Source organism: Paraliobacillus quinghaiensis (assembly GCF_003426025.1).
Taxonomy (GTDB): domain Bacteria; phylum Bacillota; class Bacilli; order Bacillales; family Amphibacillaceae; genus Paraliobacillus_A; species Paraliobacillus_A quinghaiensis.
In genome coordinates, this window is sequence record NZ_QJSH01000022.1 from 1 (window position 1) to 18,246 (window position 18,246).

General features: G+C 35.0%; 16 protein-coding genes and 3 pseudogenes. 17 read left to right on the top strand and 2 right to left on the bottom strand.

Annotated elements, in window-relative coordinates; genetic code table 11:
• Positions 1-481: 481 nt before the first annotated feature.
• Genes gcvT through gcvPB form a run of 3 tightly spaced genes read left to right on the top strand, consistent with a single transcriptional unit; the run spans position 482 to position 4,398 of the window.
• Positions 482-1,585 carry a glycine cleavage system aminomethyltransferase GcvT gene (gcvT, locus tag D2K40_RS12660; RefSeq protein ID WP_117156517.1) on the top strand — a complete coding sequence of 368 codons (1,104 nt, stop codon included), beginning with the start codon at positions 482-484 and terminating at the stop codon, positions 1,583-1,585.
• A gap of 19 nt (positions 1,586-1,604) precedes the next feature.
• Positions 1,605-2,951: an aminomethyl-transferring glycine dehydrogenase subunit GcvPA gene (gcvPA, locus tag D2K40_RS12665; protein WP_117156519.1), complete on the top strand. Its 1,347-nt coding sequence runs from the start codon at positions 1,605-1,607 to the stop codon at positions 2,949-2,951.
• Complete coding sequence (gene gcvPB, locus D2K40_RS12670) at positions 2,944-4,398, top strand: aminomethyl-transferring glycine dehydrogenase subunit GcvPB (RefSeq protein ID WP_117156521.1); 1,455 nt, start codon at positions 2,944-2,946, stop codon at positions 4,396-4,398. Before gcvPA ends, gcvPB begins: the two co-directional genes overlap by 8 nt.
• A gap of 37 nt (positions 4,399-4,435) precedes the next feature.
• On the opposite strand, the gene D2K40_RS12675 is transcribed toward gcvPB, so the two are convergent.
• On the bottom strand, positions 4,436-4,828 hold the full coding sequence (locus D2K40_RS12675; protein WP_117156523.1) for a rhodanese-like domain-containing protein: 393 nt from the start codon (positions 4,826-4,828) through the stop codon (positions 4,436-4,438).
• Between the two features lie 288 nt (positions 4,829-5,116).
• On the opposite strand from D2K40_RS12675, the pseudogene D2K40_RS12680 reads away from it, so the two are divergent.
• The 6 genes and pseudogenes from D2K40_RS12680 to D2K40_RS12705 form a co-directional block, all read left to right on the top strand.
• Positions 5,117-5,911 (top strand): annotated as a pseudogene (locus D2K40_RS12680) (ribonucleotide reductase N-terminal alpha domain-containing protein); the annotation flags it as partial.
• Positions 5,912-6,310: 399 nt separating this feature from the next.
• A pseudogene (locus D2K40_RS12685) lies at positions 6,311-6,955 on the top strand (vitamin B12-dependent ribonucleotide reductase); the annotation flags it as partial.
• A gap of 232 nt (positions 6,956-7,187) precedes the next feature.
• Positions 7,188-8,306 (top strand): annotated as a pseudogene (locus D2K40_RS12690) (vitamin B12-dependent ribonucleotide reductase); the annotation flags it as partial.
• Between the two features lie 142 nt (positions 8,307-8,448).
• On the top strand, positions 8,449-8,871 hold the full coding sequence (gene mntR / locus D2K40_RS12695) for a transcriptional regulator MntR (protein ID WP_117156527.1): 423 nt from the start codon (positions 8,449-8,451) through the stop codon (positions 8,869-8,871).
• A 185-nt stretch (positions 8,872-9,056) separates the two neighbouring features.
• Positions 9,057-10,766 carry an EI24 domain-containing protein gene (locus D2K40_RS12700; RefSeq protein ID WP_117156529.1) on the top strand — a complete coding sequence of 570 codons (1,710 nt, stop codon included), beginning with the start codon at positions 9,057-9,059 and terminating at the stop codon, positions 10,764-10,766.
• Positions 10,767-10,879: 113 nt separating this feature from the next.
• Complete coding sequence (locus D2K40_RS12705; protein ID WP_117156531.1) at positions 10,880-11,770, top strand: patatin-like phospholipase family protein; 891 nt, start codon at positions 10,880-10,882, stop codon at positions 11,768-11,770.
• Positions 11,771-11,801: 31 nt separating this feature from the next.
• Here D2K40_RS12705 and D2K40_RS12710 read toward each other — a convergent pair whose 3' ends face one another.
• Positions 11,802-12,188 carry an SA1362 family protein gene (locus tag D2K40_RS12710; RefSeq protein WP_117156533.1) on the bottom strand — a complete coding sequence of 129 codons (387 nt, stop codon included), beginning with the start codon at positions 12,186-12,188 and terminating at the stop codon, positions 11,802-11,804.
• 299 nt (positions 12,189-12,487) lie between these two features.
• On the opposite strand from D2K40_RS12710, the gene D2K40_RS12715 reads away from it, so the two are divergent.
• The 8 genes from D2K40_RS12715 to spoIIIAE all read left to right on the top strand — a co-directional run bounded on the left by D2K40_RS12715 (position 12,488) and on the right by spoIIIAE (position 18,231).
• Entirely contained in the window at positions 12,488-12,985 is a 498-nt protein-coding gene (locus tag D2K40_RS12715) for a YqhR family membrane protein (protein WP_229666777.1), read from the top strand.
• 127 nt (positions 12,986-13,112) lie between these two features.
• Positions 13,113-14,174 carry a M24 family metallopeptidase gene (locus D2K40_RS12720; protein ID WP_117156536.1) on the top strand — a complete coding sequence of 354 codons (1,062 nt, stop codon included), beginning with the start codon at positions 13,113-13,115 and terminating at the stop codon, positions 14,172-14,174.
• Positions 14,175-14,249: 75 nt separating this feature from the next.
• A complete protein-coding gene (gene efp, locus D2K40_RS12725) occupies positions 14,250-14,807 on the top strand; it encodes an elongation factor P (RefSeq protein WP_117156538.1) in 558 nt (185 codons plus the stop codon).
• Positions 14,808-14,963: 156 nt separating this feature from the next.
• Entirely contained in the window at positions 14,964-15,944 is a 981-nt protein-coding gene (spoIIIAA, locus tag D2K40_RS12730; RefSeq protein ID WP_117156540.1) for a stage III sporulation protein AA, read from the top strand.
• Positions 15,889-16,401 carry a stage III sporulation protein SpoIIIAB gene (gene spoIIIAB / locus D2K40_RS12735; protein WP_117156542.1) on the top strand — a complete coding sequence of 171 codons (513 nt, stop codon included), beginning with the start codon at positions 15,889-15,891 and terminating at the stop codon, positions 16,399-16,401. Before spoIIIAA ends, spoIIIAB begins: the two co-directional genes overlap by 56 nt.
• Positions 16,402-16,417: 16 nt before the next feature.
• A complete protein-coding gene (spoIIIAC, locus tag D2K40_RS12740; protein ID WP_117156544.1) occupies positions 16,418-16,624 on the top strand; it encodes a stage III sporulation protein AC in 207 nt (68 codons plus the stop codon).
• Between the two features lie 5 nt (positions 16,625-16,629).
• Positions 16,630-17,019, top strand: coding sequence for a stage III sporulation protein AD (gene spoIIIAD / locus D2K40_RS12745; RefSeq protein ID WP_117156546.1), 390 nt, complete (start codon positions 16,630-16,632; stop codon positions 17,017-17,019).
• A gap of 24 nt (positions 17,020-17,043) precedes the next feature.
• A complete protein-coding gene (gene spoIIIAE, locus D2K40_RS12750; protein ID WP_117156548.1) occupies positions 17,044-18,231 on the top strand; it encodes a stage III sporulation protein AE in 1,188 nt (395 codons plus the stop codon).
• Positions 18,232-18,246: the final 15 nt, after the last annotated feature.

Consider the following 18,246-nt stretch of genomic DNA (forward strand, 5'->3'; position numbering starts at 1 on the left):
GAAATGGGGACTTAAGGATATGAACATCCTCTACCAGATAAGATACTCAAAAGGTTGAACCGCCGTATACGGATCCGTACGTACGGTGGTGTGAGAGGTCGGGGCTGTGAAGCCCCTCCTACTCGATTTCAGCTCGCGCTGTTCCTGCAGGAGTTTCGTCAATTTCATTTGATCCGCTAGATAGTGGTAGAAAAGCCTATTGAGCGTTAATATCTCAAATTATGATTAGATATACTGACTAGCGCAGGAGGCAAATGGATGACACTCCTGTGGGAACAGCTCAAGTCGAAGATCCACTTGGTGAAGTGATTTTCTTTACCAAGTTAGCTGAGACTGAGCCCACGGAAAGGGAATCCATTTGTTGACGTAGCGGGTTAGTAACTTACGTCACTAGTTTGTTAATGCACATTTAATTTCAACTAGGAATATTTAAATTTACAAATTTCACCTTATATTATGAAATTGAAAGGGGATTTATGGGATGGAAGAATTAAAAAGAACACCATTATACCCAACGTATCAAAAATGGGGTGCAAAAGTAATAGATTTTGGAGGGTGGGCTTTACCCGTTCAATTTACAGGGATTAAGCAAGAGCATCATGCAACAAGAAATGCAGTAGGGTTATTTGATGTTTCACACATGGGGGAATTTATTGTTGAAGGAAAAGCAAGTAAGTTGTTTCTACAACAATTACTAACGAATGATTTAGATAAGCTTGAAGTAAATAAAGCGCAATATACCATAATGTGCTATCCCGATGGTGGGACTGTAGACGATTTAATTATCTATCAATTAGCTGAAGAAAAGTATCTACTTGTTGTCAATGCAGTTAATACAGATAAAGATTTTAATTGGTTAATGGAACATAAACCAAATGATGTTATTTTAACAAACCAAACAGATAAGTTTGTCCAACTAGCAATCCAAGGACCAAAGGCAGAAAAAGTGTTACAAAAGCTAACTGATACTAATTTGCATGCTATTAAATTCTTTAGGTTTGCGCAAGAGGTTTCTTTTAGTGGTGTAAAAGCGAAAGCCCTTGTAGCAAGAACAGGTTATACCGGGGAAGATGGGTTTGAAATTTATATTGATGCAACAAGTGGTTTGGCATTTTGGCAGTCAATTTTAACTGCTGGGCAAGCGGATAAAATTGAACCAATTGGATTAGGAGCACGAGACACTTTACGATTTGAAGCAAATCTAGCATTATATGGACAAGAATTAAGTGATGAGATCACGCCAATTGAGGCAGGATTGGGGTTTGCTGTTAGAACAGACAAATCAATTGACTTTATTGGAAAAGATATCTTAGAAAAACAAAAAAAAGAAGGGCCGAAACGTAAGCTGGTAGGGATAGAAATGATTGAAAAAGGAATCCCGCGACACGGTTATCCTGTATTAATTGAGGATGAGCAAGTAGGATTTGTTACAAGTGGGACACAATCGCCGACTTTAAATAAAAATGTTGGTTTAGTATTAATTGATGCTGAATACAGCAAAGAAGGAACGATTGTAACAATTAAGGTTAGAAAAAAACAATTGCAAGCGAAAGTTGTCTCAACACCATTTTATAAAAGAGATTAGTTGAAAAGGGGATGGGAGAATGGAGTTTCGTTATTTACCGATGACATCTGAAGATGAAAAAGCAATGCTTGATACAATAGGGGTATCTTCAACAGAAGATTTATTTGCTGACATTCCAGAAGAGATTCGTTTTAAAAAAGAGTTGCATTTAAAAAAGCCAGCAAATGAAGCCCAGTTGATGCAAGAGTTATCCCTCTTAGCAAGCAAAAATGTTAGCACCAAAACCCATACATCTTTTTTAGGGGCTGGTGTTTATGATCATTATATTCCATCAATTGTTGACCATGTTATTTCTAGGTCAGAGTTTTATACAGCTTATACACCGTATCAACCGGAAATTTCACAAGGAGAACTTCAAGCAATTTTTGAATTTCAAACAATGATTTCTGAATTAACAGGAATGGATGTTGCGAACTCATCCATGTATGACGGTGCAACTGCATTAGCTGAAGCAACTAATCTAAGCATAGCTCAAACGAAGCGAAAGAAAGTATTAGTTTCTAAAACAATCCATCCTGAATCACGTGCTATTATTGAAACTTATGGAAAAGGACAAGGAATTGAGATTATTGAAATACCAGAGAAAGCTGGTATGACGGATATGACAGAATTAAAAGCTGCACTTGATGAATCAGTTGCAAGTGTTGTAGTACAATATCCCAATTTCTTAGGACAAATTGAACCTTTAGCTGAAATTGAAGCTGCAATTACTGATACGAAAACAATGTTTCTTGTCTCAAGTAATCCACTAGCGCTTGGTTACTTAACACCACCTGGTAATTTTGGAGCAGACATTGTTGTTGGAGATACACAGGTATTTGGAATCCCAGCACAATTTGGCGGGCCTCATTGTGGGTATTTTGCTACGACAAAAAAATTAATGCGTAAGATACCAGGCCGGTTAGTTGGCCAAACGGTGGATCAAGATGGAATAAGAGGCTTTGTTCTTACATTGCAAGCAAGAGAACAACATATAAGAAGAAATAAAGCGACTTCAAATATTTGTTCTAACCAAGCATTGAATGCACTTGCATCTTCCGTTGCGATGAGTTCACTTGGAAAAAGAGGAATTAAGAAGATGGCTTGGATGAATATGCAAAAAGCTCAGTATGCCAAAAGAGTATTTGAGAAGCTAGGAATTACGTTAGTTTTTCATGGTCCTTTATTTAATGAATTGGTCATTGATGTAAAGAAATCTGTTTCTGAAGTAAATGAATATTTATTGGAAAAAGGTTATTTAGGCGGTTATGATCTAGGACTTGTTGATGAAACATATCACGGCTATATGTTAGTGGCAGTGACTGAAATGCGGACAAAAGAAGAAATCGATGCATTCGCAACGGAAGTAGGTGATGTCAGTGCATAAGAAAGATTTCCCTTTAATTTTTGAACTTAGCAAAAGCGGGCGAACTAGTTATAGTCTACCTGAGATGGATGTAGAAGAGACAGATTTAGATGAGATGCTTGATCCCTTATATATTCGTCAGGAAGCTCCCGCACTACCTGAGTTAAGTGAGCTAGATATTATTAGACACTATACTAATTTGTCCCGACGTAATTATGGTGTTGATTCAGGGTTTTATCCACTCGGTTCTTGTACGATGAAGTACAATCCGAAAATGAATGAAGATGTGGCACGTCTTGAAGGTTTTAGTCATATTCATCCATATCAAAAAGCAGAGACCGCACAAGGTGCGTTAGAGATGATGTATGATTTACAAACTTCTTTACAAGAGATTACTGGTATGCATACAGTTTCACTGCAGCCAGCTGCTGGAGCCCAAGGTGAGTGGACGGGATTAATAATGATTCGTGCATTACATGAAGCAAATGGAGAAAAACAACGTACAAAGGTAATTGTGCCAGATTCTGCTCATGGGACAAATCCTGCATCTGTTACAGCTGCGGGGTTGGAAGTCGTAACGGTAAAAACAAACGAAGAAGGTTTAGTGGATTTATATAATTTAAAAAGTGTTGTTGGAAGTGATACAGCAGCACTAATGCTTACAAACCCAAATACGCTGGGACTTTTCGAAACAGAGATTATTGAGATGGCTAGAATTGTCCATCAAGCTGGTGGTCGTCTCTATTATGACGGGGCTAATTTAAATGCAATCATGGGGTACACAAGACCTGGTGATATGGGATTTGATGTTGTCCATCTTAATCTACACAAAACCTTTACTGGTCCTCATGGTGGAGGAGGACCTGGTTCTGGACCTGTAGGAGTTTCAGAAGAGCTGACTTCTTTTCTACCTAAACCAGTTTTAGTAAAACAAGCTGATAATTTTGTATTTGATTATAATCGCCCTGATTCAATTGGTAGAGTTAAACCGTATTATGGGAACTTTGGGATAAACTTGCGTGCTTATACCTATATTCGCACGATGGGAGCAGAAGGTTTGAAAAAGGTAAGTGAATATGCTGTTCTAAATGCAAATTACATGATGCGTAGGCTTCAAGAAGTATTTGAATTGCCCTATAAGCAACATTGTAAGCACGAATTTGTTTTATCTGGAAGAAAACAGAAAAGATTAGGTGTGCGTACTTTAGATATGGCAAAACGTTTATTAGATTTTGGTTACCATCCACCAACCATTTATTTTCCTTTAAATGTTGAGGAAGCGATGATGATTGAGCCAACAGAAACAGAGGCTAAAGAAACGTTAGATGGTTTTATTGAAACAATGTTACAAATTGCAGAAGAAGTGAAAGATGATCCTGAATATGTTCAAGAAGCACCACATACTACTGTAGTAAAAAGAATGGATGAAACCACTGCGGCACGTAAGCCAATATTAAAATATGAATAAAAAGTACCCCCTTCAAAATGAAGGGGGTACTTGCTTATTAATAATTCGCTTTTTTTGACTTTTTTATTTTACCAGTCCACTTTTTAAAGCCACCTTTTAGTTCGTGTATGTTCTGGTAGCCTTTTTTGTCTAGCATTAATGCAGCTCTTCCAGTGCGTGAACCGTTTTGGCAGTATAAATAAATATCTTGATCTTTACGCAATTCATTCATACGTTGTTTAAATTGTGTTAGTGGTATATTTCGTGCACCAAGAATGTGACCGCCATCAAACTCTTTTGGTTCTCTTATATCTATCAATTGTGCTTTGCGATAACCTGCACGAAACTCATCCTCAGTAAGTGTTTTTAATACCTTTTTTTGTTTTACATAGCGATAGACACTGAATAAAATAAGTGCTATCAAAGCTCCGACTAGAAAATACCAATCCATATTACTTCCCCCGTTTTTATCAGACTATCTTTATTATAAAATGATTATAGCATTTTTTGAACAAAAATAGTAATTTTTTTGGGAAGTATTTAAAAATCCTGAAAAGAAGTAAAAAAGCATGAAAGGTGTCGATAATCTAAGAAAATGTAGTAACATATTTGTTATTTAAGAGTTGACAAAATCTCTAAAAACTAATTAAATCAACTATATATAGAATTGTCTTAGGATTGTATATACAATATATAGTCTTTTGGTTCTCTTGATGTGACAATAGGGAGGAATGATAGAGTGAAATTAGAAGTAGAAAATGAGCAAAAGCTTGATGCGGATCAATTAAATAAGGATATTGCGTTATTTCCTAATGTCCACCCCATCACCGCTGACATGAAGCACACACATAAAGGTGTATCTCGATTAGTTATGTTAGATCGATATGCGTTTAAAGATAATGAGAAGAAAACTTTAAAAATAGGTGATTTTGTCGTTTTAACGATCAAAGCTGATCCTAAATTTCCAGCTCGAGGAGTTGGTTATATTCAATCAATTGATTGGAATAAGAATGAAGCGGAAGTAAATGTTGAAAAAGAATATCTAGCTGTACTAGATAACGAAGAGGAATTGGAAACCGGGGTTATTATTCGTTCACTCGACGTAATTGATAAGCCACTGGAAATCTATTACGAACAGATTGCTCTTCGTAATGCAACTGGGTTAGCGAAAGTGGAAAACGATGTTAATGCACAAAAATTTTGGCAACAGCGTTTTTATCAAGAACTTTCTAACATGAATTTTATCCCAGCTGGGCGAGTGTTGTATGGTGCAGGTGCAAATACAGAAGTTACATTTTTTAATTGTTACGTTATGCCATATATTCAAGACTCACGTGAAGGTATCTCAAATCATCGAAAGCAAGTAATGGAAATTATGAGTCGAGGTGGTGGTGTTGGTACAAATGGATCAACACTTAGACCAAGAAATACATTAGCTCGTGGAGTTAATGGTAAATCATCTGGTTCAGTATCTTGGCTAGATGATATTGCAAAACTGACTCATCTTGTTGAGCAAGGTGGTTCAAGACGTGGTAAAGCAGCATAACGTGCCTCGTCTATAAAAAAACCTCGTGAATTGCTGGAAACTCTCTTATGTACAATGCAAAATATATGGATTTGAATTAGAGAACAATTAAAAATCGCATAGCAGACAAACAAATAATTGCATCGTACTTGTGACTTACTGGCTACAACGGAACTGGAAACGGTAAACGTGAATGCATAAAAACAGTAAGTTAAATAAGACAATCAGCAGCCAAGCTTCTTAAAGGAAGAAGGTTCAACGACCATCGAAAGCACACCAATAGGTGGAAGCAAGTAGAGTAGGAATCAAGTGATTCCGAAGCGCGGGGACGTCTGAAAAGATGTAAGATATGGTCTGAACTCTAAGGTGACTTAGAGAGTTGAAGTAACGATTCAACGTAACATTTTGGCACAAATGATTATGCTTTCCGATTGGCACCCTGACATTATTGAATTTATTATTTCTAAAATGCAAAATCCAACTATTTTACAATATTTAATAGAAAATGCAGAAGATGAGCAAATAAGACAGTTAGCAGCTGAAAAATTAAAATTCTCTCCATTAACAGCGACAGAACGTGATATGTATCAAGGCATAGTAAATTACAAAATGCTTCCTGGATATGGCGGTTTTCCAGAGCATGTTATAAAGGAAGCGGAAAATAAACTACAAAATGGCGGAAGTTACCAAGTCCACAACCCTGAATTTCTAACCGGAGCTAATATTTCTGTTTGTTTAACGAAAGAGTTTATGGATGCTGTTGAGCAAGATGAAGAATATACACTTCGTTTTCCAGATGTTGAAAATTATAATACAGAACAAATGGATGCGTATAATAACACATGGCATGAATATGGGGATGTTCGTGAATGGGAGAAACTTGGTTATCCTACACGAGTTTATCGTCGTATAAAAGCAAAAGAGCTATGGAATTTAATTAGCATCTGTGCGACGTATTCTGCTGAACCTGGAATTTTTTACATTGATAATGCGAATGATATGACAAATGCAAAAGCTTATGGACAAAAGGTTGTAGCAACAAACCCGTGTGGTAAATAACTTGCCTCATGTAAAAAACTGCGGAATGAAGCGGGGAGGCTGAAACGCTAACCCGAACCGAAGGCTAATCTGAGATTAGTCAGGGGCAACGCATAGCAGGTGAAAAGATATAATCCTGCCACGAGGCCGCAGCATTACAAACATTTGTAATGAAAAGATATGCTGAACTTGCACAAAAAACAAGTGTAAGAATCAAAGGATAAAAAGCCTTTGAGATAACAAATTGGAGCAACCATTAGCACCTTATTCAGTTTGTAATTTAGCAGCAGTGAACTTAGCGAATGTTGCTGATAAAGAGAATAAAAAAGTTGACTATGAAAAATTAAAAGAAACAGTACGTGTAGGTATTCGACTTCAGGATAATGTTATTGATGCAACACCTTACTTCTTAGAAGAAAATAAAAAACAAGCATTAGGCGAAAGACGAGTGGGTCTTGGTGTTATGGGGCTTCATGATCTTCTGATCTATTGTGAAACGACATATGGTTCTGAAGAAGGGAATAAGCTAGTTGATGAGATTTTTGAAACAATTGCAACTACAGCTTATCGAACTTCGATTGATTTAGCTAAAGAGAAAGGTAGTTTTCCGTTTCTTGTAGGGGAAACGGAAGCTGAAACAATAGAACTTAGAGAAAGTTTTATTAACACAGGTTACATGAGAAAAATGCCAAAAGATATCCGAGAAGATATTATCAAATATGGCATACGCAATTCTCATCTATTAACTGTTGCTCCTACTGGAAGCACAGGCACAATGGCTGGAGTTTCAACTGGATTAGAACCATATTTCTCATTCTCGTATTATCGTAGTGGGCGTTTAGGTAAATTTATTAAAGTGGATGCAGCTATAGTAGAAGAATATTTGGCACAAAATCCAGAGCAAGATGGAGATCATTTACCTGAGTGGTTTGTCGCTGCAATGGATCTATCCCCAGAAGCACATGCTGATACGCAATGTATCATTCAAAAATGGGTGGATAGTTCGATTTCTAAAACTGTAAATGCTCCTAAAGGCTATACAGTAGAACAGGTAGAAGACGTTTATCGTAGACTATACCATGGTGGTGCTAAAGGTGGTACGGTATATGTGGATGGTAGCCGAGATGCACAAGTTTTAACATTAAAAAATGATGATAAAACAAGTGAGAAGGAAGAGAATACAGAATCTGAGAATGAACCACATGTTGTTTTAATGAATACTGTTCGTGAGCTTGATAAAACAACTGTAACGATCGGATCAGAAGTTGGTGATACATGTCCAGTTTGTCGAAAGGGCACTGTTGAAGATATTGGTGGATGCAATACATGTACCAACTGTAACGCTCAATTGCGATGTGGTCTTTAAAATTTAAAAATAGTAATGAGCTGGTAGAATTATCTATCAGCTCATTTTTTAATGAAAAATGAATTCGCTTGTTTATAAGGAAAAACTATTGTATCCTTTTTAATAAAGATATTAAAGGTAATGGAAGAACTGGAGGATTATTATGCCAACACCTAGTATGGAAGATTATATTGAACAGATATACATGTTAATTGAATCAAAAGGATATGCACGGGTATCTGATATAGCAGAAGCTTTAGAAGTTCATCCCTCCTCCGTTACTAAAATGGTTCAAAAACTTGATAAAGATGAGTACTTAAATTATGAAAAATACAGAGGGTTAGTCCTAACACCGCAAGGCAAAAAAATTGGGAAACGTCTCGTATATCGACATGAGTTATTAGAACAATTTTTAACACTGATTGGAGTTAATAAAGAAAATATCTATCACGATGTAGAGGGTATTGAGCATCACCTTAGTTGGAATTCAATTGACCGAATCGGGGATTTGGTACAATACCTGGAAAACAGTCCTAGTGCAGTAGAAGAGTTAAAACATCTACATAAAGAAAGTGACGATTCTTAATGAAGCAAGAGCAATCCAGAAATTTGGGTTGCTCTTGCTTCATTAGAAATAAAAATATAGCATCAATATTAATTAAACTAAAAAGGGAATTTCGAGATAACCCTATAGAAAACTAGAATTTTTTGAAACGTAATTGATTTGATACACGTATGTTAATTAGAAAGAAAAAAAGAGGAGAGAATACGATGTTAGGAGTTATCATTACAACTACATTCGCGTTTACGCTTTATGTATTAGTAGCACTAGTATTATTTATTCAAAAGAAACAGAAGAAAACAATTATAAAAAATAGTATCTATATATTTGTTATTGGTTTCATTATAATGGGAGGCCTTCTTTATCTAATTATGCCTGCTATCACAATTCCAAATATCTTATTACTAAATGTAATAGTTGCGGCTATTTTCACTCCAACATTATATTTTATGATTGAAAAAGGTGAAAAAAGTAAAAAATCAGGTACATTGATTATTAGCAGTATTTTCGCCGTTTCTGTATTAGGGTTAATTGTTGTTTTTGTTGCAGGATTTACAGTGTTAGATGATGCACATCAATCAATTAACAAGGAAGTTCAAGATCAAGCTGAACCACTAAATAAAGATGATACGCCGATAGCAGTCGCCCCAGAATCTGCTCGTAACAAAATGCAGAAGGCTATGAGCGTTGTACCAAACCCTCAATATTATGACCTAGGTAAACTACAGGTGCAAAAAATTGATGGTAACATTGTTTACGTGGCACCACTTGAATTCACTGGTTTTTGGAAATATGTTAGAGGAAAAGAAACGGAAGGTTATTTTACTATTGAGGCAACAAATGTCAATGCACAGCCAGATTATGTTGAGAGCAATATGATGTATACGAATTCAAGTTATTTCAGTAAAAATATTAAACGTGTTATTTATAATGAATACCCACATTATATACAAAGTGGTGAAGCGCAAGTTGAAGTAGACGATGATGGTAAGCCTTGGTATGTACAATCACTGTATCAACCAATGTCGATAACGAATAAACCAGATTTAAGTAATGTAAAGGTAGCAGTTATTGACCCTGTCACTGGAGATTTGAGCTTGTATGATACAGATAAAGCACCAGAATTTATTGAGGGTTCAGTAAGTTCTGAATTAGCAGAACAACAAAATAATTACTTTGGAAAATATGTACACGGTTGGTTAAATAGCGTGTTTGGTAAAAAAGATGTACGTATTCCAAATGATTCTGGAACAGAAAAAAGTGTTACACCTATATTTGATGAATCGGGTGAAATGTCTTACTTTACTGATATGACTTCTCCGAAAGAGAATATTGATTCGGCACTAGGTTACACACTAATAAACGCAAGAACAGGTAAATTAACGTATTATAATGGTGACATGAATAACGGGATAATGGATAGTGAAGGGGCAAAACAAATTGTAAACAAAGAGTTTCCAGAGAAGAACTGGAAGGGTTCAATGCCAATACTTTATAATATTGATGGTAATCCCACTTGGGTAGTGAATGTTTTGGATCCCAATGGACTTTTCAAACGGTATGCTTATATCGATGCATCTGATTCTGATTTTGTTGTCTTTGGGGACACAGCAAGAGGGACTTTGGATTCGTATCGTATAGCACTACAACAAGACCCCAGTAAGGTAGAAGCAAGTGACGATGTGAAAGTTGAAACAAGAAGCGGAACTGTTAACCGTGTAATTGTTATAACAAATGAAACAGCGCGTACGGTACAATTTTTATTAGTAGATGATGATACGATATACACACTTAATGCAAGTAACGCTCCTTTAGCACTATTTTTAAAAGAAGGAGATCAGGTAACAATGCAAGTGAAAATTCGAGACCAACAAGTGGGTATTGTAGAAGAAATAGCAATTGAAGGATTAAATGAATAATTTAAATGAGCAAGGTTGTCCAAATTGACAGCCTTGTTTTTGTTAAGGCGTCTTTTGTTCTAAAATATAGTTTCAGTATATATATATAAATTAAACATATGCTGGAGGTTATTATGAAAATTGACGGTGTATTTTCCGGTGGTGGTGTAAAGGCTTTTGCATTTATTGGAGTATTAGAAGTATTGGAGGAGCGAAATTTTTCTTTCGATCGAGTTGCAGGAACCTCAGCAGGTGCAATTGTAGCAGGATTACTAGCTGCGGGTTATACAAGTAAAGAATTGAAAAAAATGTTTACTGAATTAGATTTAGCACAATTTATGGATGGTACTATTCTTGAGAAGTATTTACCTTTTTGGAAGTGGTTGTCAGTTTATTTTACGATGGGGCTGTATAAGGGTAAAATCTTTGAGGAATGGTTATATCAAACATTAGCTAGAAAAAACATCTATACTTTTCGAGATCTTCCAAAGGACAGTTTAAAAGTCGTTGTTGCTGATATATCTGAAGGAAAAATTGTTGTTATTCCAGATGATCTTGAGCGTTTATATGGTATACATCCAGACAGTTTTTTAGTTTCTAAAGCAATCCGAATGAGTGCTAGTTTACCCTATTTTTTTAGACCCGAAAAATTATATAGCAAAACAACAGGAAAAAGCATTATTGTGGATGGAGCAATTTTAAGTAATTTACCTATGTGGGTGTTTGAAAAAGACCGATCATTACGAAAAAGGCCGTTATTAGGTGTTAAATTGAGTGCTTCTTATGAACAAATTCCCAAAAAAACAATATCCAATGCACTTGATTTATCACGTGCTTTAATAACCACAATGCGAATTGCTCATGACACAAGATATGTTTCCAAAAAACATAAAGAGGATATATTGTTTTTGCCAGTTAATGAAGTTGATGTATCTGAGCTAGAATTATCAAGAGAAGCCAAAGATGACTTAATTAAACTTGGAAGGACAAGAGCGATATCTTTTTTAACACACTGGCCAAATTAAAAAGGAAAATATAAAAAGAAAAGATCGTACATCAAAAGGATGCACGATCTTTTCTTCTTGTTTTTTTTCCGTCTATTACACGTAGATTTGGTGTACCTGCTTTATTTGTTTGCTTTTTCTTGTTTAGTAAGGGTTTATTTTTGTTAACTTGCATTCTTGAAGTGCTTAGGGTTGCTTGATTTTTGTATTTTTTCTTTGATTGCTTGACAGCTTTTCGATATTTTTTTAAGTCATTTGTCGTACGCTTTCTAAAGAAAAAGAAGTAGATTGCCCCAAAGATGATTGCAGTAAAACCAACCATGATGAGCATATTAGTTAAGAATGCAGCTGTGTTTGTAAGCAGTTGAGAGCCTAATCCAAAGATAGCAAGACCAATAATTAGATATATCCAAACAGAAAGCTTTCGATGTCGAAACATTCTCTTCATTCCTTTCTATAGGCTTCATTAATTTAAATGTGCTATGTGAATTTAGTGTATCTATTAAACAGCATGATCAAAATCTATGAAAAATATGCAGAGATCTCCTTATATTTTTTATGTAAAATCAAAAGTAGCCTTTATAGTATATAATATGCTATGGTTTCTTACATTTTACTAAAATATGAATAAAATCACTAGATCAATTTTAACAGTCACTTTGAGAAAAATAAAATAAAATAAAATTTTAAAGCATATTGGCTTAAGGGATGGTCATCCTATATCTAGAGGTGATTAACGTGGAATCAAAACAAAAATTGGAACAAAATAAACAGGAACAATCAACTTCAGTTATTTCTAAGGCGTTATTTATAGGCTTTTTTGGAGGCGTTTTTTGGAGTTTTATTGGTTGGGGAGCATCATACTTTAGTTTTTCTTCTATATCTCCAGCATCTTTTATAATCCGCTCTTGGTTGAACCAAAGTTGGACTGATGGTTGGTTAGCTGAAGTTATCTCAATATTTTTGATAGGAATTCTTTCTTTAATTGTTGCGATAGCCTATTATTTGTTTTTAAGAAAACTGCGTGGTATTTGGCCAAGTGCCTTATTTGGATTAGCGCTTTGGGGGATTGTTTTTTATGTGTTACTGCCTGTGTTCCCTAATATTGCTGAGGTGACGGAATTGACGAGTGATACAATTGTAACGACAGTCTGTCTGTTCTTATTATATGGTATTTTTATTGGTTACTCTATTTCTTACGAGTACCTTGATTCTGTTACTAAAAAGAATGTATGATAGCTATTACCATACAAAATGCATTTATTTATGGTAAACTTATAAGAGAAATATAAGTGAGAACAAAAGGAAATCGTTAATCAAACAAATTTAATTTTGCTATTAATTAACGGAAGGGAAGGATAAAATGGGGAAAATAGAAAAACTCCGAAAAGTAATGTTGGAGGATAATCTAGATGGATTAGTAATTACAAGTCCATACAATAGAAGGTATATGACAGGTTTTACTGGCACTGCAGGTGTTGTACTTGTAACAAATTCAAAGGCATTATTTATTACGGATTTTCGTTATACACAACAAGCAGAAGATCAGGCACCTTCGTTTGAAATTATCGAACATAAAGAAGGTGCTATAAAAGAGATTGCCAATCAAGTAGAGCATTTGTCTATCAAGCGTTTGGGCTTTGAAAAAAACGATCTTACATATGCAATTTATGAACAATATGAACAAACCGTTAAAACAAAGTTGATTCCAACAGAGGGTTTGGTAGAAAAACTTCGTATAATCAAAACAGATGAGGAATTAAGTGTTATGAAAGAAGCAGCAAGAATTGCAGATGCAGCTTTTGAACATATTCTCACTGTAATCAAACCAGGTATAACAGAAATCGAAGTTTCTAATGAGTTAGAATTTTTCATGCGTAAACAAGGAGCAACATCATCTAGCTTTGATATAATTGTTGCATCCGGATACCGTTCTGCACTGCCACATGGTGTAGCATCAGAGAAGAAAATTGAAAAAGGTGAGCTTGTTACTTTAGATTTTGGTGCGTTATATAATGGGTATTGTTCAGATATTACTCGAACAGTAGCAGTTGGTGAAATATCGGACGAGTTACAAAATATTTACGATACCGTTCTGCAAGCACAGTTAAAAGGAATGGAAGGAATTAAAGCAGGTATAACAGCAAAAGAAGCAGATGCTTTAACTAGAGATTATATTAAAGAAAAAGGTTATGGTGAGTACTTTGGACATTCTACTGGTCATGGTTTAGGATTAGAAGTTCATGAGGAACCAGGGTTATCATTTAGATCAGATAAAGTGTTAGAACCAGGAATGGTAGTCACTGTGGAACCAGGGATTTATGTGCCAAATGTTGGAGGGTGTAGGATTGAAGATGATACCATTATCACAAAAGATGGTAATGAAAGGTTGAATCATTCACCAAAAGAACTTATTATATTATAGACGTTGTATATTTAGTATAACAGTTCATATTTTTGTTAAAAAAGATAGAGTAATATTCTAGGGAGGAATATAGTAATGATTTCAGTTAATGATTTTAAAACAGGTCTTACGATTGAAGTAGACAATAGTATTTGGCAAGTAGTAGATTTTCAACATGTAAAGCCAGGTAAGGGAGCGGCTTTTGTTCGTTCTAAACTACGTAATCTTCGTAATGGGAATATTCAAGAAAAAACATTTCGTGCTGGTGAAAAAGTAGCTCCAGCTCATATTGAGAATCGTAAAATGCAGTATTTGTATGCTTCTGGTGATATCCATACGTTCATGGATACAAATAATTATGAGCAAACAGAATTACCTGCAAATCAAATCGAATATCAGTTGAAATTTTTAAAGGAAAATATGGAAGTTCATATTATGACTTACCAAAGCGAAACAATAGGAGTAGAATTGCCAAACAATGTGGAGCTTGAAGTAACAGAAACAGAGCCCGGTATAAAAGGTGATACGGCTAGCGGTGGAACAAAACCAGCTACATTAGAAACAGGTTTAACAGTACAAGTACCATTTTTCATTAATCAAGGTGATGTGTTAGTTATTAATACAAGTGACGGTAAATACGTTTCTCGTGCATAAAAAGAATAAAATAGTAATAGCAAGCCTGGTATGCAAATTTGCGTGCCAGGCTTTTTTTATTCTTAATTTAAATTCGGCAACTTAAAGTCATAACAGGTAAAGACAAGCATAGACTTACTATAAAGATAAATGTGCTAAAGAGAAAGAAGTGAGTGTATGCTAGATGAAATTATTAGACTATTTCCAGGTCATTTCAAGGGAATCATACTTGATAAAGTAGGAGTTAGATGGGGGTCTTTACAAGAAATTAGGGTGAGGGTAGGTCGTCCAATAGAGCTTGTCTTCGATCAAAACACAGAATGGTTGAATAATTTAATTCCTACTAAAAGTGATAGTCTTAGCCTATTAAATCAATTAAGTCAGTTTTCTTTATATCGAATGGAAGATGAATTAAAGCAAGGCTACATTACCATCCAAGGGGGGCATCGTGTTGGCTTGGCTGGTAAGGTAAATACAATCAATGGTTCAGTAAAAGCAATTAAAGATATAACTTCCTTCAATATTCGAATTGCTAAAGCAAAACATGGCATTGCAAACCCTTATATGGGCTATTTATTTCAAAGAAAATATCTTAACACTTTAATAATTGGGCCACCACAAACAGGAAAGACTACATTGTTACGCGATATTACAAGGTTAATCTCTTCTGGTTGGGGACGAGTAGGTTCAATGAAAGTAGGGGTTGTAGATGAGCGCTCTGAGATTGCGGGTTGTTTAGAAGGGGTCCCACAACATGATATTGGTAAACGGACAGATGTATTAGATGCTTGTCCGAAGGCAGAGGGAATGATGATGTTAATCCGTTCCATGTCTCCTGATGTACTAATTGTTGATGAGATAGGAAGTAAACAAGATGTTGAAGCTCTGCAAGATGCAATGCATGCAGGTGTCCGCGTAATTTGTACAATACATGGTGATTCTTTGGAAGACATCCAAAAACGCTCATCGTTTAAACCTTTATGGCAGGAGCGAGTATTTGAACGTTTTATTTCGTTAGAAAGAACGAACAAACCAGGGGTAGTAAAACATATTCTAAGTGCAGAAGGTAGAAATCTTGTAAGGAAACCGAGGGGTGTAAGTGATGAAATGGATTGGAGCGCTTCTGCTTTTGATCGCCACCACTTGGGTCGGATTTGAATTAGCAAATCAATTAAACAATCGACCAAAGCAAATTAGACAATTAAAGAATGCCTTGCAAATAGTAGAAGCTGAAATAGTGTATAGCCAAGCTCCTTTAGAAGAAGCATTCCGAATAGTTGCAAAACAAATTCCGAATCCAATTGCTTCATTTTTTCAAGCGATAAGTCAAGAACTATTGCAACAAACAGCTGATTTACCAACAATTTGGGAAGAAGAAATTGCTCGTTTCTTTCCGAATCTTGCCTTAGGAAACGATGAAAAAGAGCTCATGCAACAATTTGGTCGAACTTTAGGTCAACATGATATCACACAACAAAAAAAACATATTCAACTTGCATTTACACATTTAGATCGTGCTTTAGAAGAGGCGCAAGACAACCAGCAACGTTACGGAAGAATGGTAAAAAGTTTAGGGTTTTTAACTGGCTTATTTATTGTCTTACTCTTGCTTTAGAAAGGAGTAATAATATATGTATCAAGAGGCTGCTGTTTTATTTCAAATTGCCGGGATAGGGATAATTGTTGCAATGATACATACTATCTTAAAACAAATGGGGAAAGAAGAATACGCACAATTTGCAAGTCTTATTGGCTTTATTATTGTACTTATTTTCGTAGTGAATAGTATCTCAGATTTTTTTCAACAAATTAAGTCCGTCTTCTTATTCCAGGGGTAACTTAGATGGTTATTATTCAAATTGTCACAATTGCTATTGTAGCAAGTCTATTGGTGTTATTAGTAAAAGAACAACAACCAATTTTTGCGTTTGTCATTACTATATTGACGGGAGTCATCCTATTTTTTTTCATTATTGAATCTGTTACTGAAGTAATTGATTTAATTCGATCTTTAAGTAAAAAGGCAAATATTAATGAAATGTATCTTGAGACAATTTTGCAAATTATTGGAATATCTTATATCGCTGAGTTTGGTTCACAACTGACAAAGGATGCTGGACTAGCTTCTGTTGCTGCGAAGATCGAACTAGCAGGTAAAATATTTATAATAGTTCTTGCTGTTCCAATCTTAACTGCTGTTGTTGAAACAATCCTAAACTTTCTTCCGCAATAATGTTAATTAAAATGGGGTAAGTTCATGAAGCTGTCTACAAAAATAATCGTTGTACTCATGATATTTTTATTTATAACAATTCAACTGCCTGAGAATGTTAATGCATCTATGAATTCCTCAACTACAAATCAAGAAAATTTATCTTTGTTAGATAACGTATCAATGAAAGAAACAAGTGAATTTTGGGATCAACTTGGAAGTAACTATGGTGGCTATTTACCAGATATTAAAAATGTATCATTTAGAGAATTTATTAAAAATCAAGATGCATTGTCTGTAAAAGATTGGATCCGTGCAGTTATTACCTATTTTGGATATGAGGTTATATTAAACGGAAAACTACTAGGTACTTTGATCATACTAACGCTATGCTCAACTATTTTGCAGGGGATACAGACAGCGTTTGAATCCAAAACAATTAGTAAAGTTGCAGATATTGTTATAATGCTAGTTTTGTTAATGTTAGCATTACACAGCTTTCAACTAGCTGCTACTTATGTTAATGAGACAATACTACAGATGCGTGATTTCATGCTGGCAATTCTACCATTAATGCTAGGTTTGATGGCCTCGTTTGGTAGTATTACTGCTATTACAATATTTCATCCAATTATCGTAACTTGTATGCATCTAAGCGTCTTACTTATTTCTAAAATTATAATACCATTGTTTTTTTTATCTGCCTTACTACAAATGGTTAGTACTTTAAATGAATCTTTTCAAGTAACAAAATTAGCAGAATTAATGAAGAATACTGGACTTGCCTTATTAGGTATTAGTCTTACAGTGTTTTTAAGTGTTATCTCTGTTCAAGGCGCAACTTCGGCTATACAAGACGGTGTTGCTATGAAGACAACAAAATTTGTTACTGGTAATTTTATTCCTGTTGTTGGAAAGCTTTTTACTGATGCTGCTGATACTATTTTGAGTGCATCTTTATTATTGAGAAATGCTGTAGGTATTGTAGGAGTTATCATTCTATTAGCAATCGTTTTATTTCCAGCTATTAAAATAATGGTTATTTCATTAATTTATAAAGTTACTTCAGCTGTCTTACAACCACTTGGAGATGGGCCGATCTTAAAATGCTTGGATATTATGAGTAAACATATTTTATACTTATTTGCTGCACTCTTGAGTGTATCTCTGATGTTCTTTTTAACCATTGTTTTGCTAGTAGTAGCTAGCAATATTACACTGATGCTTCGTTAACAGAAAGGGTGTGTT

Excerpts from the sequence above, each read along its gene's own strand:
- D2K40_RS12710 (WP_117156533.1), bottom strand. The coding sequence starts at position 12,188 with ATGTTTCGACATCGAAAGCTTTCTGTTTGGATATATCTAATTATTGGT.
- D2K40_RS12720 (WP_117156536.1), top strand. The coding sequence starts at position 13,113 with ATGGGGAAAATAGAAAAACTCCGAAAAGTAATGTTGGAGGATAATCTA.
- efp (WP_117156538.1), top strand. The coding sequence starts at position 14,250 with ATGATTTCAGTTAATGATTTTAAAACAGGTCTTACGATTGAAGTAGAC.
- D2K40_RS12675 (WP_117156523.1), bottom strand. The coding sequence starts at position 4,828 with ATGGATTGGTATTTTCTAGTCGGAGCTTTGATAGCACTTATTTTATTC.
- D2K40_RS12700 (WP_117156529.1), top strand. The coding sequence starts at position 9,057 with ATGTTAGGAGTTATCATTACAACTACATTCGCGTTTACGCTTTATGTA.
- gcvPA (WP_117156519.1), top strand. The coding sequence starts at position 1,605 with ATGGAGTTTCGTTATTTACCGATGACATCTGAAGATGAAAAAGCAATG.
- spoIIIAA (WP_117156540.1), top strand. The coding sequence starts at position 14,964 with ATGCTAGATGAAATTATTAGACTATTTCCAGGTCATTTCAAGGGAATC.
- spoIIIAC (WP_117156544.1), top strand. The coding sequence starts at position 16,418 with ATGTATCAAGAGGCTGCTGTTTTATTTCAAATTGCCGGGATAGGGATA.
- spoIIIAD (WP_117156546.1), top strand. The coding sequence starts at position 16,630 with ATGGTTATTATTCAAATTGTCACAATTGCTATTGTAGCAAGTCTATTG.
- spoIIIAB (WP_117156542.1), top strand. The coding sequence starts at position 15,889 with ATGAAATGGATTGGAGCGCTTCTGCTTTTGATCGCCACCACTTGGGTC.
- D2K40_RS12705 (WP_117156531.1), top strand. The coding sequence starts at position 10,880 with ATGAAAATTGACGGTGTATTTTCCGGTGGTGGTGTAAAGGCTTTTGCA.
- spoIIIAE (WP_117156548.1), top strand. The coding sequence starts at position 17,044 with ATGAAGCTGTCTACAAAAATAATCGTTGTACTCATGATATTTTTATTT.
- gcvT (WP_117156517.1), top strand. The coding sequence starts at position 482 with ATGGAAGAATTAAAAAGAACACCATTATACCCAACGTATCAAAAATGG.
- mntR (WP_117156527.1), top strand. The coding sequence starts at position 8,449 with ATGCCAACACCTAGTATGGAAGATTATATTGAACAGATATACATGTTA.